The organism is Salinibacillus xinjiangensis, from assembly GCF_009649735.1.
Lineage (GTDB): Bacteria > Bacillota > Bacilli > Bacillales > Alkalibacillaceae > Salinibacillus > Salinibacillus xinjiangensis.
In genome coordinates this window covers 92,482-109,299 of the sequence record NZ_WJNH01000001.1, presented here as the reverse complement: position 1 = coordinate 109,299, position 16,818 = coordinate 92,482, and the positions used below count along the sequence as shown (strand labels likewise).

18 protein-coding genes are annotated in these 16,818 nt (G+C 39.5%); 13 read left to right on the top strand and 5 right to left on the bottom strand.

The annotated features are described in order from the left end of the window. Window positions 1-9 precede the first annotated feature (9 nt). Both GH754_RS00510 and GH754_RS00505 read right to left on the bottom strand, forming a co-directional pair. Window positions 10-963, bottom strand: coding sequence for a substrate-binding domain-containing protein (locus GH754_RS00510; protein ID WP_153726779.1), 954 nt, complete (start codon window positions 961-963; stop codon window positions 10-12). Window positions 964-1,151: 188 nt separating this feature from the next. Then, on the bottom strand, window positions 1,152-2,141 hold the full coding sequence (locus GH754_RS00505; RefSeq protein WP_153726778.1) for a LacI family DNA-binding transcriptional regulator: 990 nt from the start codon (window positions 2,139-2,141) through the stop codon (window positions 1,152-1,154). A 336-nt stretch (window positions 2,142-2,477) separates the two neighbouring features. Between GH754_RS00505 and GH754_RS00500 the strand changes: the two genes are divergently transcribed. Next, window positions 2,478-3,446 (top strand): sugar phosphate isomerase/epimerase family protein, encoded by a 969-nt coding sequence (locus GH754_RS00500; protein ID WP_153726777.1) that lies wholly within the window; start codon window positions 2,478-2,480, stop codon window positions 3,444-3,446. Between the two features lie 102 nt (window positions 3,447-3,548). Here the strand turns inward: GH754_RS00500 and GH754_RS00495 are convergent, their stop codons facing one another. Then, the gene (locus GH754_RS00495; RefSeq protein WP_194841238.1) at window positions 3,549-4,142 is read right to left on the bottom strand and encodes an REP-associated tyrosine transposase; all 594 of its coding nucleotides are present in this window, start codon (window positions 4,140-4,142) and stop codon (window positions 3,549-3,551) included. A 248-nt stretch (window positions 4,143-4,390) separates the two neighbouring features. On the opposite strand from GH754_RS00495, the gene GH754_RS00490 reads away from it, so the two are divergent. After that, window positions 4,391-5,356 carry an LCP family glycopolymer transferase gene (locus tag GH754_RS00490; RefSeq protein WP_153726775.1) on the top strand — a complete coding sequence of 322 codons (966 nt, stop codon included), beginning with the start codon at window positions 4,391-4,393 and terminating at the stop codon, window positions 5,354-5,356. An 85-nt stretch (window positions 5,357-5,441) separates the two neighbouring features. Beyond that, complete coding sequence (locus GH754_RS00485) at window positions 5,442-6,398, top strand: LCP family glycopolymer transferase (RefSeq protein WP_153726774.1); 957 nt, start codon at window positions 5,442-5,444, stop codon at window positions 6,396-6,398. 39 nt (window positions 6,399-6,437) lie between these two features. Here GH754_RS00485 and GH754_RS00480 read toward each other — a convergent pair whose 3' ends face one another. Then, window positions 6,438-7,016 (bottom strand): hypothetical protein, encoded by a 579-nt coding sequence (locus GH754_RS00480; RefSeq protein ID WP_153726773.1) that lies wholly within the window; start codon window positions 7,014-7,016, stop codon window positions 6,438-6,440. 314 nt (window positions 7,017-7,330) lie between these two features. Here GH754_RS00480 and GH754_RS00475 point away from each other — a divergent pair, with 314 nt between their 5' ends. From GH754_RS00475 to GH754_RS19525, 3 genes are all read left to right on the top strand, one after another. Next, complete coding sequence (locus GH754_RS00475) at window positions 7,331-8,824, top strand: APC family permease (RefSeq protein WP_228550082.1); 1,494 nt, start codon at window positions 7,331-7,333, stop codon at window positions 8,822-8,824. 113 nt (window positions 8,825-8,937) lie between these two features. Then, window positions 8,938-9,297: a VanZ family protein gene (locus tag GH754_RS00470; RefSeq protein ID WP_228550081.1), complete on the top strand. Its 360-nt coding sequence runs from the start codon at window positions 8,938-8,940 to the stop codon at window positions 9,295-9,297. Beyond that, window positions 9,209-9,421: a VanZ family protein gene (locus tag GH754_RS19525; RefSeq protein ID WP_323741789.1), complete on the top strand. Its 213-nt coding sequence runs from the start codon at window positions 9,209-9,211 to the stop codon at window positions 9,419-9,421. Before GH754_RS00470 ends, GH754_RS19525 begins: the two co-directional genes overlap by 89 nt. Window positions 9,422-9,748: 327 nt before the next feature. Here GH754_RS19525 and GH754_RS00465 read toward each other — a convergent pair whose 3' ends face one another. Next, entirely contained in the window at window positions 9,749-10,384 is a 636-nt protein-coding gene (locus GH754_RS00465; RefSeq protein ID WP_153726771.1) for a YigZ family protein, read from the bottom strand. Window positions 10,385-10,559: 175 nt separating this feature from the next. On the opposite strand from GH754_RS00465, the gene GH754_RS00460 reads away from it, so the two are divergent. From GH754_RS00460 to flgM, 7 genes are all read left to right on the top strand, one after another. Beyond that, window positions 10,560-11,699, top strand: a complete 1,140-nt coding sequence (locus tag GH754_RS00460; RefSeq protein ID WP_153726770.1) for a sensor histidine kinase — start codon at window positions 10,560-10,562, stop codon at window positions 11,697-11,699. Between the two features lie 139 nt (window positions 11,700-11,838). Further along, window positions 11,839-12,507, top strand: coding sequence for a response regulator transcription factor (locus GH754_RS00455; RefSeq protein WP_323741818.1), 669 nt, complete (start codon window positions 11,839-11,841; stop codon window positions 12,505-12,507). A 502-nt stretch (window positions 12,508-13,009) separates the two neighbouring features. Next, window positions 13,010-13,852, top strand: coding sequence for a DegV family protein (locus GH754_RS00450; RefSeq protein WP_153726769.1), 843 nt, complete (start codon window positions 13,010-13,012; stop codon window positions 13,850-13,852). 82 nt (window positions 13,853-13,934) lie between these two features. Beyond that, the gene (locus tag GH754_RS00445) at window positions 13,935-15,317 is read left to right on the top strand and encodes a DEAD/DEAH box helicase (protein ID WP_228550080.1); all 1,383 of its coding nucleotides are present in this window, start codon (window positions 13,935-13,937) and stop codon (window positions 15,315-15,317) included. 247 nt (window positions 15,318-15,564) lie between these two features. Further along, window positions 15,565-15,978, top strand: a complete 414-nt coding sequence (locus GH754_RS00440; RefSeq protein WP_153726768.1) for a ComF family protein — start codon at window positions 15,565-15,567, stop codon at window positions 15,976-15,978. Between the two features lie 82 nt (window positions 15,979-16,060). After that, window positions 16,061-16,483: a TIGR03826 family flagellar region protein gene (locus tag GH754_RS00435; protein WP_153726767.1), complete on the top strand. Its 423-nt coding sequence runs from the start codon at window positions 16,061-16,063 to the stop codon at window positions 16,481-16,483. Window positions 16,484-16,551: 68 nt separating this feature from the next. After that, on the top strand, window positions 16,552-16,818 hold the full coding sequence (flgM, locus tag GH754_RS00430) for a flagellar biosynthesis anti-sigma factor FlgM (protein ID WP_153726766.1): 267 nt from the start codon (window positions 16,552-16,554) through the stop codon (window positions 16,816-16,818).

Genomic DNA, 16,818 nt, shown 5'->3' with positions numbered 1-16,818 from the left:
AAGTATATCCTAGAATACAGAGTCTGGATTATAGTGCTCTTCAACGTTTTCTTTTGTTACTGGAGTAGCTTCAATGATTACCTCATCACTTTCAGGCTCTTCGCCGTTCGCTAAATCAGCACCAATTTGTACCCCGTCACGGACCATAAGTGGAGAGTAAAGGAACGTTGCACTGATTAAACCGTCGTCTTGAATGCTTTCATAAACTTCTTTGGCACCAGCCGCACCTGTAACGAATTGAATATCAGTACGGTTGGCTTCTTTAATGGCTTGCACAACACCTAGAGCCATTCCATCATCTTGTGTATAAACGGCATCAATTTCGGGTTGAGCAGTTAAAATGTTTTCCATTACCTGTAAAGAAGTTTCTGTTGAAAATTCCCCTGATTGCGATGCGATGATTTCAATGTCGGAACCTTCAATTGATTCGCGGAATCCTTCACTTCTTTGAGCTGTTACAGAGTTGGAAGGACCTGCAATCTCAACAACTTTTCCTTCCCCACCTAATTGATCAACGAAGTATTTTCCAGCGTTTATACCGATTCCTTTATTATCTCCTTTTACAACAACAGTTGCTGCATCATTCGTAAGCTCGCGGTCTACGATGACTAATGGAATTCCTTCGTCAGCAATCTTTTGACCTGCAGGAGATAGTGCTTCAGATTCAATTGGTAGCATAACGATTGCATCTACGCCTTGAGCAATTAAATCATCGACATTACTTGCTTGGTCAGCTGGGTTGTCAGCTGTCGTGAACTCATAGCTATCGATGGCTCCACTTTCCACTAGTTCTTCAGCTTGATCCTCAGCATTTTGAATCAGCGCACCCATCCAACCGTGTGTAGCTGATGGTAATGCAAGACCTAATACAACCTCATCGTCACTACCAGCACTTTCGCTGGAGCAACCCACAATACCTACTGCTAAAATCGTGACAAATAGTAATGATAACAAACGTTTCATCAAAATATTCCCCCTTTAAAGTAGTGAACTCCGATTAACCTCCAAGAAATCGTTTACATTTTTGAGGCTAACTAACCGACACTAAACGCATTTAATGCCGGTTTGCAAGCCCCAAACCCTTTAGCCCTTTAAAGCGTGTGGGGACAGACCCTCATTGCGACACCGCGTTAATGTGCTGAAGGGAGGAGCTATCCCATGGTTGATTCGCGTATAACCAGTTCGTGATTTAAGACGATGCTTTCCACTTTATTCCCTTGAATACTGTCGATTAACATGGACGCAGCTGTACAGCCCATTCTATACATCGGCTGCGACACGGTTGTTAGAGTTGGATTGGTCATGCTGGAAAAGCTTATTTTGTCAAAGCCAACGACAGAGATATCATCTGGAACGAGAAGACCGTGGCTGTTGATTTCCTTTAAGGCACCGATTGCTAAAGTGTCTGAAACGGCAAATACTGCAGAAGGCTTTTCATCTGACTGTAGGAGCTTTTTCATGGCTTGCTGCCCGAATTCAAACTCGAGTTGTGTGGTATTGTAGATCCACTCTTTGTTAATCGGAAGGTTGAATTCACTTAATGCTCGTTCATAGCCTTGTCTGCGTTGTCTGGCGTACAAAAACTTTTCATCCGAGTTAATTAAAGCTATCTTTTCATGCCCTAGCTTGATCAAATGTTTGACGGCATGGTATGCTGCCAATTCGTTATCAATTGTTACATAAGGAATGCAGCTATTTTCATCATACTCACTGCACTGAATGATTGGATGATGTTCAGCTAGGTCAATTAATTTCTGCATATCTACCGCGGGATCCATAGAAATAATGCCATCAGCTAGTTTGTTCTTGACAAGGTTAAAGTAAATGTTTTCTCGTTGTGGGTTGGAGTCGGTATCACAGAGTAGGATGTTATAGTTGTTTTTAATCGCCGTATCCTCAATCCCATCTATAATTTCCGTGTAGAATGGGTTGGAAATGCTCGGAATTAACACGAGTAGTAAACGGCTTTCTGAGTTGCGTAAATTTCTCCCTAGCATACTCGGTTCATAATTCAATTCGTTTATCGCTTGCTCTACTTTTAGTCTCGTCTTTGGTGTAACGGTTGCATGATTGTTCAACACTCTGGAAACCGTTGCAACGGAAACACCAGCCTTCTGGGCTACCTGCTGAATATTTGCCATGACGTTTCCTTCTTTCTCCGCTTTAATGATTTACCGCGTTAATAAGGTGGGGGACAGTCCCCACATCCTTTACAGTGTTAAAGTGTTTTTATGTAATGTGAGAAGGGCTGGGTTGTGAAATACCTAGTTGAATCGATTCTTTATGTAAGGAATAAAGCTTATGATGTAATCGATTACATTTTTGATTTTACATTTAACGGAATTGTTTGTCAATAACCGTTTTAATTTCCGTATTTTAATTAAAATTACGATTTTTATGATTGATTTTACCTCATTTTTCTTTTAAGCTTAAATGTAACGGATTACATTTTATTCAGAATACGGGAGGGATCTTGGATGAAGTTAGGGGTTTTTACAGTATTATTTTCTGATAAAAAATTTGAGGATATGTTAGATTATGTAGCTGCAAAAGGTATTGAAGCCGTTGAAATCGGTACTGGTGGTTATCCTGGAGATGCCCATTGTAAAGTTGATGATTTGTTAGATAATGAAGAGAAACAAAAGGAATTTACAAATAAGATTGCTGAAAAGGGATTGATTGTAAGCGCTTTAAGCTGTCATGGAAATCCGCTGCACCCTCAGAAACCAATTGCTAAAGAAGCAGACGAATTGTTTGATAAGACTGTTAAATTGGCGAGTCAACTAGGTATTCCAGTTGTAAATACATTCTCTGGTTGTCCTGGGGATCATGAGGAAGCCAAGTATCCGAATTGGCCAGTCTCTCCTTGGCCGAATGACTATCAAGAGGTATTAAAGTGGCAGTGGGAGGAGAAGGTGATTCCTTATTGGAAGGAAAAAGCTGAGCTTGCTGAAAAATACAATGTAAAAATTGGATTAGAGCTGCATGGCGGATTCTCTGTACATACGCCTGCTAATTTGCTTTACTTGAGAAAACATTGTGGGCCAGCAATTGGGGCTAACTTAGATCCAAGTCATATGTGGTGGCAAGGCATTGATCCTGTCGAGTCTATAAAAATTTTAGGACGTGAAGATGCCATTCATCATTTCCATGCTAAGGATACAATTATTGATCAGCCAAACATGAATCGAAATGGATTAACGGATATGACACCATATTCGGACATGAGGGACCGCGCGTGGTATTTCCGAACAGTTGGTTTTGGTCATGATTCTAAAGTGTGGGCAGATATGGTAAGTGCCTTGCGTCTTTATGGCTATGATTATGTAGTAAGTATCGAACATGAGGATGGCCTCATGTCCATTGATGAAGGATTTACCAAAGCAGTCGAAAACCTAAAACCCGTCATGGTAAAAGAATCCGTAAGCGAAATGTGGTGGGTATAATACTTTAACGCTTTAGCGAAGTTGGGGACTGTCCCCCACCGCTTTAAAGCAATAAAGGGTGGCGCTCTTTATTTGGGGCACCACCCTTTTTTATGCAACCCCTTATGTCACCAACAGCGGCCCGTTCTCAATGTCATTCTCGTAATCATTACTCTCAACAAACATCTGATATTCATGTGAATCAGGAAAAAAAGAAAGAATCTTATTCGTAGATACAAGTGGTGTTAATTTAGGAGTTGTAGGAGGGAGTTGAGGTATGTCGATAAAGTGATTGTAGCTACTCCATGGATAACCTTCTGGATGGTCAACAAGGCCAGCTTTTACTGGGTTTTGGTGGATATAACGGGAAACGGTTAATAGATAGTCCTTCGAATACACGACCTGGGATTTAAAGCGCCCTTGAAACAAATGACCTACCAAATCATAACGAAAGTTATAATACATCGCGTAACGGGTATGAGCAGTTTTCATAATCTGACTAGGTGATGCCTCAACCATTTCAATCAAGAGATGGACATGGTTAGGCATTAAACAATATCCATGTAAAGTATAAGCATGTTGTGCCTGTGTTTCCTTAAGTATTTGTAAATATTTCCGATAATCTCCAGGCTCCTCATATATTTTCCCTTTGCGATTTCCTCGTGCTGTAATGTGATAAATCTCCCCTCGATGCCAAATGCGAAGTTTTCTGGACAAATTCATATCACCTCTTTTCTAATTACATATTTGATACGACGAAAATTGACAAAATCCTTTCTTTTATTAAAAAATGGCATATTGCTTTAGCGATTTAAAGCAGTGAGGGTCAGTCCCCGCGTGCTTTAAAGCACTAAAGTGTTACACAAATTTAACTTGCTTAATTAGAAAAAAAGTGGCAACATTTTATAGTGTTATTCGTCTAATTATGTGGAATAATATTTTTTGATACTAAATGAGGTGTTTGAATGGGTAAAAGAACGGATCGCATCCGAGAAAAAAAGAAAAGCAAAAAAGGGTTGAAGATATTTTTAACCGTTCTTGCTACAATTATTTTGGCTGTAGGTGTGTTTGCACTTTATGTATATAATTCAGTAAAAGATACTGTTAGTGAAGATATGAACGAAGATGTCGAGAGCATTGCAAATGACATTTCAAAGGAAAAAGCGTCTAAAGGTGAAGAAACCTTAAACATTTTGTTAATGGGTGTCGACGAGCGTGAAGGAGATAAGGGACGTGCGGATACATTAATTCTCCTTTCCTTGAACCCAAATACCGATAGTATGCAAATGATCAGTATTCCTCGTGACTCCTATGTTGATATTGTCGGATACGGAAAGCAGGATAAAATCAACCATTCCTATGTTTATGGTGGAACCGACATGACGGTAGCAACAGTTGAAAAATTCCTTGATGTTGAACTTGATTATTTCGTCAAAATTAACATGGGTGGCTTAAGTGACTTAGTTGACGCAATCGGTGGCGTAACGGTAAATAACCCAATTGAATGGGTGGACAGCGGTGATGATGGCTATAAAGCAGGCTTCCATTATCCAAAAGGTGAAATCACACTGAATGGACCTGAGGCTATGGGATTTGTGCGTATGCGTAAGCAAGACCCTAAAGGTGATGCAGGCCGAAATGAACGTCAGCGTATTTTAATCGACGCCATTATTGATAAGGGTGCAAGTGTTGGATCAGTTACGCGTATTGATGACATTCTAGAAGTGCTTGGAGATAACATGAGCACAAACATGTCATTCGACGAAATGCAGGATATTTACAAGCATTATCGAAATACACGTAATAACCAAAAAAATTATCAGATTCAAGGAACAGGACAGTATATTGGCCCTATTTGGTACTACATGATTTCTGAAGAGGAACGTCAGAAAGTCCACAATATGATCACAGAATTTAATGCACAAAAATAGTGGAGAAGCCGTTGCCTTGCAGCGGCTTCTTTTAACATCTTAGACTTTCATCATTCATATAAATAATGGGGGGTCTAAATTCATTATGGGGAAACGAACAGAACGTGTAAAAAGTAAGAAAAAAAGATTGAAAAAAATCCTTCTTGTTCTGCTAATCATTGGTTTAGGAATCGGAGCTTATGTTTTTAGTATTTATCACGATGTCAAACAGACAGTAGAAGATGAGCTACATGAAACGATTACGAATATTGAATACAATCCTAAAAAGGTTCAAAGCGGGAAGGAAACCCTAAACATCCTACTAATGGGAGTGGACGAAAGGGAAAACGATATTGGCCGGGCAGACACTTTAATCATGCTTTCCCTTAATCCAAGTACTGAAAGCATGCAAATGATTAGCATTCCGCGTGACACATATACCGATATTATTGGCTACGGGAAAAAGGATAAAATCAATCACTCCTATCCTTTTGGAGTACTGGAAACAGGTACAACCAAGGGGGGAACCGATATGACGGTGGCAACGGTAGAAAATTTTCTTGATGTTGAGCTTGATTATTACGTCCGCATGAATATGGAGGGGCTCACCGAATTAGTGGATGCTATCGATGGCATTACAGTTGATAACCCTATTGAATTTACGCAAAATGGGGACCAGTTTCCCAAAGGTGAGGTACATTTGGATGGTCCAAGGGCTATGAACTATGTGCGAATGCGAAAGCAAGACCCTGAAGGAGATATGGGCCGAAACCTACGTCAGCGTTTAGTCATACAAGGAATCATTGAAAAAGGTGCAAGCGTTGGTTCAGTTACGCGAATTGATGATATCCTCGATGTATTGGGGCAGAACATGACTACCAACATGACCTTTGATGAAATGAAGGATATTTTCAAAAATTATCGTAGTGCAAGACATAATCAGAATAATTACCAAATCACAGGGAAAGGTCAATATATTGGTGATATTTGGTACTTAATGGTTGCTGATGAAGAAATACAAAAAGTCCATCAAATGATAGACGATTTTAGCTCTAAACAATAACACATGTGGATACTAGGCATTGAACCTAGTACCCTTTTATTACACCTCAAACTTCTCCATCACTTCATCCATCATCACAGCTCTCGTTTCCTTTTTCATTTCCTCATATTGCTTTTTCACTTCTTCGGCTTGTTTGGGATCAAACCCTTTCTCCTTCAATTCCGTTTGTAACTCCTCATATAGTTCTTCAAACGATTGATCCGTATTTTGCTCCAGCTCTTGAACAGCGGTGTTGTATTTCATATAGAGCATTGGTAAATTAGCGGATTCTTCACCCTGCTGATATTCTTCATACGCCTGTTCCATCAACTGATCGAGTTTTTCCTTTACTTGATCCTTTAATTGGTTCAGGGGCTCTTTATATTTTTCAATAATTGATTCGGCTGTTTGCTCTGAACCCTGACTAGTCTCTGGTGCTTGTTCATCTAAAGTAGTATTCGAGTTGTGGTCAGACGCTAAAGTCTTACCCTCTTGCTCGGCAGGACTCTCCACCTCAAAATCAGAATCCACGATTTCTTTCAACTGATCATCTGCTAAGGAAAATAACTGCATGGGATCTATGTAATAAAAAGTTACGCCACACATAAATAAAAAGCCAACTAAAAATAATTTCTTCATCTAACCACCGTCCTGCTGAATTTTACCAACATTATTTACAGCAAAAAAGGGTTATATACTCTACCATGACGAATAATAAGAATTGTTATAAAAATGTAATATTTTGTCATGGTGCAAAGGCATATTTCGACATATAGGGAATAAACAACCTAAATTACAGCTATTTTATTAGCTGTATTCGAAAAAATCATTCACAAGCTGAAATTTGGAGGAATTTGAAATACTGTCCATTTATACGGTATTTTTTCTGTCATTTCTTCAATGATAAAATGTTAAGGACATCATATTTGAATAAAACAAAGGGGTTAATTTACTTGAGTGACAAATCAATAAAAAGAAAACAGCTAACGAAAACGCTAAAACCTCATTGGGTTTGGGCGATTGCATTAGGGTCCTCCATTGGCTGGGGCTGCTTTGTTCTTCCAACAACATGGATGGGGCAAGCTGGTCCGATTGGGGTTATTATGGGGTTAGCCATTGGGGCAGCATTGATGATGCTGATTGCCGTTAGTTATGGATTTTTAATTAAGCATTTTCCTGTTTCAGGTGGTGAATTTGCTTATACATTTATCAGCCTTGGACGTGTTCATGCGTTTATTTGTGGCTGGTTTCTCACGCTAGGTTATATTTGTATCGTAGCCTTAAATGCGTCTGCGTTTACACTTATGCTGAAATTTATTCTTCCTGAAGTCATCCAAAATGTTAAATTATACACCATCGCAGGCTGGGATGTGTATTTAACAGAAATTATGATTGCAACGTTAATTTTAGGGTTGTTTGCATTCTTTAATATTAAAGGAACAGGAATTTCGGGACGTCTTCAATTTGTTTTTTGTACTATTTTAGTACTTGGCGTATTAGCTTTAACGGGAATTTCGCTTGCAGATCCTGTTGCTAGTATACAAAACATTAATCCAGGCTTTAAACCAGGTATCACAACTTTCTCTGCTATTATAGCGATTGTGGCGGTTGCGCCTTGGGCCTATGTAGGGTTTGATAATGTGCCTCAGGCGGCAGAGGAATTTCATTTTTCCTCTAAAAAGGCATTTTCATTAATTATTTTGGCCTTATTATTTGCAGCCATTTTGTATTCCTTGATGATTTTGACTACTGCAGTCGCATTTCCTTGGCAAGAGACGGTGAATGCAAATTATATGTGGGGAACAGGTACAGTGGTGTTTGAATTACTAGGAACAACTGGAATGCTAATCTTAGTTGCTTCTCTAAGTATGGGAGTATTCACTGGCTTAAACGGTTTTTATATTTCATCAAGTCGTGTTTTATTTGCTATGTCGAGAGCGAAAGTACTACCCGACGGATTCTCAAAGCTTCATTCTAAATTTAAAACACCTTACGTAGGGGTGATTTTCACCGCCATTATCGCAGCAATTGCTCCGTGGTTTGGGCGGGAAGTGCTGCTCTGGATTGTGGATATGTCGTCGATTGGCGTATCTATTGCCTATTTCTATACGACATACACGGCATACAAATTATTTACATGGTCTGAAAATGGGAATAGTCAGCCTTTACATGATGTGAAGCCTGTCGTTGCACCCATGAAGAAGGCTTTTGCTGTTGTTGGGATGATGAGTAGTATTGTGTTTATCCTATTACTTCTTGTTCCGGGGTCACCGGCGTTTATGGGGATCCCATCCCTAATCGCATTAGGTGTATGGGTGATTTTAGGTCTACTATTCTTTGTGATTAGAAAACAAGAATTCATGAACCTAACCCAAAATGAGCTCGTTTATTTAATCTTAGGAAAAAAATCAATATCGTTAAAAGATGAACCGAATCAAATTCAATAATTGAAAGAGCGTCTGAGGAAATTCTCGGGCGCTTTTTTGTATTAAAAAAGTAGACCCGGAATCATAGTCTGCTAAAATCAATAATAGATATCAAAGAATTGGAGTTTTAGACGATGAAAAAGTGGTGGTACTGGACGCTACCTATTGCATGGATGGGAGTAATTTTCTATTCTTCCTCTCAGCCCTATGAGCAACAGGATCTCAAGCCAACATTAAATCGATGGATTGATTTTTCTTTCTTAGAACCCATTGCGAAACATATTCGATTTACCTATCATCATAGTGAGGTAAGCGTGGAAACCCTCGGGATTAATGGATTGGTAGAGTTTTTCATCCGGAAAGCCCCCCCATTTCGGTGTATTTTTCGTCCTTCTTGTACTGTTTGTGGTGGCATTTTACAAAACAACAAGTTTGCCTATAAAACGGATGCTGATTATTTCAATTGTTCTTACGATTTGCTATGCAGCTTTTGACGAATTTCATCAAGGGTTCACACCTAACCGAACGCCATATGCGGGTGATGTGGTGATTGATACTGTTGGAGCTCTGTTTGGAGCTATTTTTTCGCTTATTTACCTAAAAACTAGAAAAAGTTGAGAAAATTACTCGAAAATAAGTGATTTAAATGCTAAAAATACAATAATTTTCTCAACCTCAAAACTATTGCGAGGTTGAGGTTTGTATATTACAATATAAACATCCTCGATCATTTTTTTGGAATAACTAGACGCTACTGTATTAGGCTGCCCAGAAGTTTGGGCAGCCATTTTTTTGTTCACTATTTTCAAAATGTTATTTTCTGTTAAATGTATGTAATATTATTCCAAAATAAAAACTGTAATGAGGTTCATTACAGTTCAGTAAAATAATAAATTGTCATTTCCCGGGAAATGTTGTCAGTCCTTCTAGGAAAGTGTTGGATTATCACGAAACATCTGATTCAATATAGGTTTCAATTCCCTCGGTAATTTCCGCCTGATTACTGGTTAAATTTACGATCCAATCTGTAAACTCTTCTATTTGCTCTGTTTCGACATACACATGTAACGTTACGTTTTCTAAATAATCAATGTGCTTTAGTATGTAGCTTGACCCGCGAAGTTCATTTTCTAGCTTTCCTAACAGGGTATAATCGGCTGTTATTTTCATTTCTCTCACTAGCTGACGGTTTACGACACCAACATGATTAATCGCTTCAGATGTAGCTTTAGAGTATGCACGAATTAGACCACCAGCACCTAATTTAATTCCGCCAAAATATCGGGTCACGACGACGACCGTATCTTTTAAGTCTTTCTTTTTTAACACCTCTAGCATCGGAACACCTGCCGTACCACTAGGTTCACCATCGTCATGTGCTTTTTGGATTTGATTGTTTTCTCCAATCATATATGCTGAGCAGTTATGTGTCGCATCATGATGTTTCTTTTTGATTTGCTGGATAAATTCCTGAGCCTCTGATTCGGTCTCTGTACGCTTTACATATCCGATGAATCGTGATTTTTGTATGACGATTTCGTGCGAGCCTTCCTGTTTTATAGTAAAATATTGATTAAACAAGGTTAATGCCTCCTAGTAACGTGAGTTGAAGTTTATGTTAAATTTAACTATATCAAAAGGATAGCACAGCGTTATAAACATATAAATAAAGATAGATTATATTTAAAGAAAAATTTAACAATACCCCTATAAAATGATAGGTCATTCGTATTATATAATAGTTGGAGGAATGCTGATGTCTAGTTCTAAAGTTGAGAATGGTATGCTGAATCACATATTAGATGAAATGGTTAAGGTCGTGAACAATAGTAAAGACGAGATTTTTGAAATTGGCGAGCAGTCACGACAGGAGTATGAGCGGATTGAACGGGAGCTGGCAGGCGTGAAGGAACAAGTGGTCCAGGTGATTGATAAAGGAGACCAGCTTGAAAAAAAGGTTAAGCAATACCGCATTCGTTTATCTGAGGTAAGTAAGAATTTCAAAAGGTACTCAGAGGAAGAAGTGAAGGATGTTTATGATACTGCTCACGAACTGCAATCCGAACTCTTGGTTCTAAGAGAAAAGGAAGAACAGCTAAAGAATAGACGTAGTGAACTGGAACAACGCCTGCTAAGTATTGCGGAGACGGTTGACCGTGCAGAAAGTTTATTGGGGAAGTTTTCTGTCGTGTTAACCTATTTAACCGAGGACTTACAAGGAGTTTCCGATACCCTCGAAAATGCAAAAGACAAAGAAATATTTGGCTTGAAAATCATCGATGCTCAAGAAGAGGAAAGAAGAAGGTTATCCCGTGAAATTCATGATGGTCCTGCGCAGCTATTGGCCAATGTTATGTTGCGTTCTGATTTAGTTGAGCGAACGTTTCGAGAACGTGGAATAGACGAGGCAATGAAGGAAATTAAGCAGGTCAAAGAATTGGTTCGGTCTGCTTTATATGAAGTACGCCGTATTATTTATGACCTACGACCAATGGCGCTAGATGATCTAGGATTAATTCCAACACTGAAAAAATATTTGAGTACAGTTGAAGATTATAGTCAAATACATATAAAGTTTACTTCCAGAGGCAAAGAGGATCGGTTGGAGCAAAAGTATGAAACGGCCATATTCAGGTTGGTGCAGGAGGCTGTGCAAAATGCGGTCAAGCATGCCAATTCCAGTATGATTCAAATCCATTTTGAATTAATGAAAGACAAAATCAATATTCTTGTGGTTGATAATGGCAAAGGATTTGATTTTGAAGAAAAAGAAAAATCGTCATTTGGTTTGATTGGAATGAGAGAACGAGTTGATATTTTAGGAGGAAGCATACGCTTTAAAACCCAACCGAATCAAGGTACAAAAATTATGATTGAAGTACCATTACAAAAGTAGGGAGGAAAACTCGCTAGTTTTGTAGTAGTAATGTATAATGGAGAATAGAGAGAGAAATTTGGTAAATTAAGCTAGTTATACACAAAAAATTTCCGGATGGTGAGAATTTTATTCAGGAGGTCGAGGACATGGGGCAAGAATAGTTTTAATAGATGACCACAAACTATTTCGCGAAGGCATCAAGCGTATATTAGACTTTGAAGAAGATTTCGAAGTTGTGGCAGAAGGAGACGATGGAAATCAAGCCATCGACCTAGTTAGACAACATCATCCCGACGTAGTATTAATGGACATCAATATGCCATCCATCAATGGAGTTGAAGCAACCAAAAATTTAGTTGGTCAATTTCCTGATGTAAAGGTGATTATTTTATCCATTCACGATGATGAAACTTACGTAACACACGCGTTAAAGACTGGCGCGCAAGGATACTTATTAAAAGAAATGGAAACCAATGAGCTCATTGATGCAATTAAAGTGGTACACAATGGCGGCTCCTACTTACATCCAAAAGTGACACATAATTTAGTTCAAGAATATCGTCGACTGGCGAATGGTTCAAACGGTGCGAACGCAATTAAAAGCATCGAGTACCGTAAGCCACTTCACTTATTAACTCGACGTGAATGTGAAGTGCTACAGCTTTTAGCCGATGGCAAGAGCAACCGAGGAGTAGCAGAAGCATTGTATATAAGTGAAAAAACAGTTAAAAATCACGTTTCCAATATACTACAAAAAATGGATGCGAATGACCGTACCCAAGCCGTTATTCAAGCGATTAAGAGTGGCTGGGTAGAAGTTCAGTAGATTCAAAGAATATTGAAAGCAGATCCTGGTGTGAGCTGGGGTCTGTTTTTCATTTTGGGATGATGTTGTGTCTTGGGAGGAGTTGGTGGGGACGCAATGCTTGAATCATTAGACACACAATTAAGGTGAAAAGACGCAATGGCGGATGGTTTGGACGCGATAAAGGTGTTATGATGCACTAATCGATAAATGAGACGCAATACATAATGTTTTAGACTCATTTAAACAGGGTCAAGACGCACAGAACGCTAATATAGACGCAATTATAAAGTGGCTAGACGCGCTCCTGCATTGCGCCCTATTGGTTTCCGGAGAGATTCGGTAGAAACGGTCGTCATGGATGGTAGAGCTAGGACCTGTCCCCACGTCCCAGGCTAAACAACTCAATTAATCTAATAGCAATTTATTGAAAAAATGTGTAAAATATTAAAAAGATAGCACGTACATATAATTAAGAGACATAGAGCAATATAATTTGGATAAGGGAGAAAGGATGACTTTTATGAAGACAGCGGTTCTGACGGATAGTACGGCGTATATTCCGAAATCTGTCCGCGATGAGTGGAAAATCCATATGGTTCCGCTTAATGTCATTTTTGGTTCAGAGTCATATCAGGAGGAAGTCGACATAGATGCGGATGAGTTTTATGCCAAAATGAGGGAGACGGAAGAGCTTCCGAAAACATCCCAGCCATCTGTAGGCTATGTAACGGAAAAGTTAAAGGAGCTCGGTGAAGAATATGATGCTGTTGTAGCTATCCATCTTTCTAGTGGGATTAGTGGAACGCTGCAAGGCACGATCGCAGCTGGCGAAATGGCTGAAAACATTGAGGTTTATGCCTATGACTCTGAGATTAGTGCGATGGCCCAAGGATTTTACGTTTTAGAAGCTGCGAAACTTGCAAACGAGGGCGCTAATCCTGAGAAAATCATTGAACGCCTGGACGAAATTAAGAAAACAACTCGTGCTTATTTTATGGTAGATGATTTGACAAATCTGCATAAGGGTGGTCGACTGAATAGTGCCCAAGCTATGATTGGAAGTCTACTTCAGGTAAAACCAATCCTTCACTTTGTAGATGGTAAAATTGAGCCCTACGAAAAAATTCGGACACGTAAAAAAGCATTGAACCGAATTCGAGAGCTTTTTGACGAATCTGCTAGCAAAGGGATTGAGATTGTGGCGACCTTTATTCATTCCCAGCGTGAAGAGGAAGCGATCAAGTGGAAGGAAGAGCTAGAATCGAAATATGAAAATGTCTCGGTGACGATTAGCTACTTTGGTCCTGTAATTGGGACTCATCTCGGTGAAGGTGCGCTTGGCTTAACTTGGTATGAAAAATAATACATGATGAGACTGCAGACTTAGGAGCCCACAAATAATTCTTTTAAGTCTGCTTTTTTGTCTGATAAGGAGAGTTGAAAAATTGAATATTCCCCAAAATAACCCCCTCCATCAATATGCGTTTTCTTGTCAATCTAAACTACTTCTCAAACAAGAAATCCCCTTCTCTGAAGATGAAATTCAAGACCTTATGAAAAGGAATTATTTAAATGAATTACCAGGCGTTGAAGAAACCCTCACAGGATATTTGTGCAATCGATGTGGAAATAGGAAAAGTCACCTATTTGGTAGAATTCCTCGTGAACGTAAGCAAGCTGTCTATTGTCGAAAATGTATTGAAATGGGCAGAGTCAGTACTTTTGAACCTTTGTATAAATGGAGGGGGCCACGATTAGAAACGCCTTTCGTAGTAGACCCATGTAAGTGGCAAGGGAAACTCACCCCCTTTCAACAACGTGCCGCTGATCAAATCAACTCGGCCATGGCATGCCGTGCCCCGCTGCTAGTATGGGCTGTATGTGGTGCCGGGAAAACAGAGATGCTGTTCAAAGGACTAACAGCTGCCTTTGAACGTGGCGATCGTGTATGTATAGCGTCGCCTAGAGCTGATGTTGTAAGGGAATTGGCCCCCCGATTTAAACAGGTTTTTCCGGAAGTGTCGATTTCTGCGCTATATGGTGGTTCTGAAGACAAAGGGAAGGAGAGCCAATTTACCATCTCCACAACCCATCAGCTCCTTAGATATGAGCAGGCGTTTGATGTGATGATCATTGATGAAGTAGATGCGTTTCCATACTATACTGATCGCTCACTATCCTTTGCGGCTAACAGAGCTCGAAAAACAACCTCAAGTCTCATCTACTTAACCGCGACTCCTAGAAAATGGTTAATATGGCGCGCCAAACTAAACCTCATTCCCACAGTGTTTGTCCCAGCCCGTTACCATGGCCACCCATTGCCTGTCCCTCAGTTTGTATCAAGTTATCGATTAAAAAAGTCACTCGCTAAGAATCAACTACCCCAAATAATTATTTCCTGGATTGATGAAAAAGTTACCCAAAACCGGCGATTTCTATTATTTGTCCCTTCAATTGAAATGGGTAGAAAAATTGCTAATCTAACAAATATAGAATGTGTGGATGCGAGCGATGAGGATCGAGTAGAAAAAGTGGAAAAATATCGGAATAACAAAATGAACGCGCTCATCACCACTACAATTTTGGAACGAGGGGTAACTTTTCCCTCGATTGATGTGGCCGTCATTGATGTAGGGCATCAGGTGTTTGATGAGGCGGCTTTAGTTCAAATAGCGGGGAGAGCAGGTCGTAATGCAGCAGATCCCTATGGTGATGTGGTCTTCTTTCATCAGGGCAAGACAGAGCAGATGATTAGGGCCAGAAGATCAATTGAAATGATGAATAGCTTGGCGAGGAGGGATCAAGATGCATTGTCTTTGGTGCCATAACGAAATTATCCCTGAAATAACTTGGCGGAATTTCCTAAATATATTTGGGGAGAACATAGTGATTTGTGATTCATGCAAGCAAAAACTCACCTGCATTGTTGGCCCTGCCTGCCCACGTTGCTCGAGATCCTCCAAAAATGAGCTGTTATGTGGAGATTGCAAGCAATGGTCAACCCACCCAACATTTGCTGGCGTGCTTTCCAAAAACGTATCTGTATTTTCTTATTCCCCTTTTATGAAAGAAATAATGAATAAGTGGAAATATCGCGGAGATTATGTATTAGTTAACCTTTTTAAAGCAGGTGTCCAAAAACGGTTTAAGGAGGATTTCGGAAAACTCAATCCTACACTCGTACCTATACCTCTAAGCGCTACTCGTCAGCAGGAAAGAGGCTTTAACCAGGCTGAAGCTATAGCTCAGTTGCTAGATTTACCAATAGACGACGCCTTAACACGAGTAACCAATGAAAAACAAGCCAAAAAGTCCCGCCAGCAGCGTCTCCAATCCAACAATCCCTTTCAACTAAAAAATGAAGTCCAAGGTCCAATCTTGGTGATTGATGACCTGTATACAACTGGTGCCACTCTACACTGGGCTGCCTACCTATTAAAAAGAGGCGGCGCGACTACAATCGACAGTTTCACCCTCATCCGTAGTTAAATATGCCTTTGTCAAATGACCAAAAGTAGATATAATAAGAGTAATATCAAAACGTGTCAATTTCTTTTGAGGAGGAACAATGATGGGTGAATTAGCGAATTGTCCAAACTGTGGGGAATTATTTGTGAAGGGGATTCATTCTGTTTGTATGAATTGCTATAAAGAAGAAGAGCGTGCATTTGAAAAGGTCTTTTCATATGTACGCAAAAAAGAAAATCGTCAGGCAACGATTGCAGAAGTCTCAGACTCAACGGGTGTCGATGAAAACCTCATTATTAAGTTTGTAAAAGAACGACGAATTCGAACCACAAACTTGCCAAACTTAGCATACGGTTGTGAACGTTGTGGGGAACCGATACAAGGTGGAAAAATTTGTGATAATTGTCGTCAACAGCTTGAGAGTGATTTAAAAAAGATTAACAAACAAGAAGCCGATGAACAGAAAAAACAGGAGAAAGCCAACACTTATTTCTCGGTTAACCAAAAATTTAGACGGAAACATTAAACATTTTCATTTTCTAACCGATAACAAAAGTAGAGAATCGAACGGAATCACGGAAAGAGGGGATCGGTATGAAAGTTAATGGTACAAATAATGTCCATATGAATCCATATCAAAAGCAGGTACAAAAGCAGTCTGCTATTAGCAAAACCAATCAAACCGAAGATAAACTAGAGATATCAAGCAAGGCTCAGGAAATGCTCAAAGGCAACGCCATTCAGGAGGAACGCCAAAAGGAAGTACAACGAATTAAACAGGACGTGCAGAGCGGAAATTATCAAATCAACCACAAAGAAACGGCACAGAAAATGCTGAATTTCTGGTCTAATCGAGGTTAA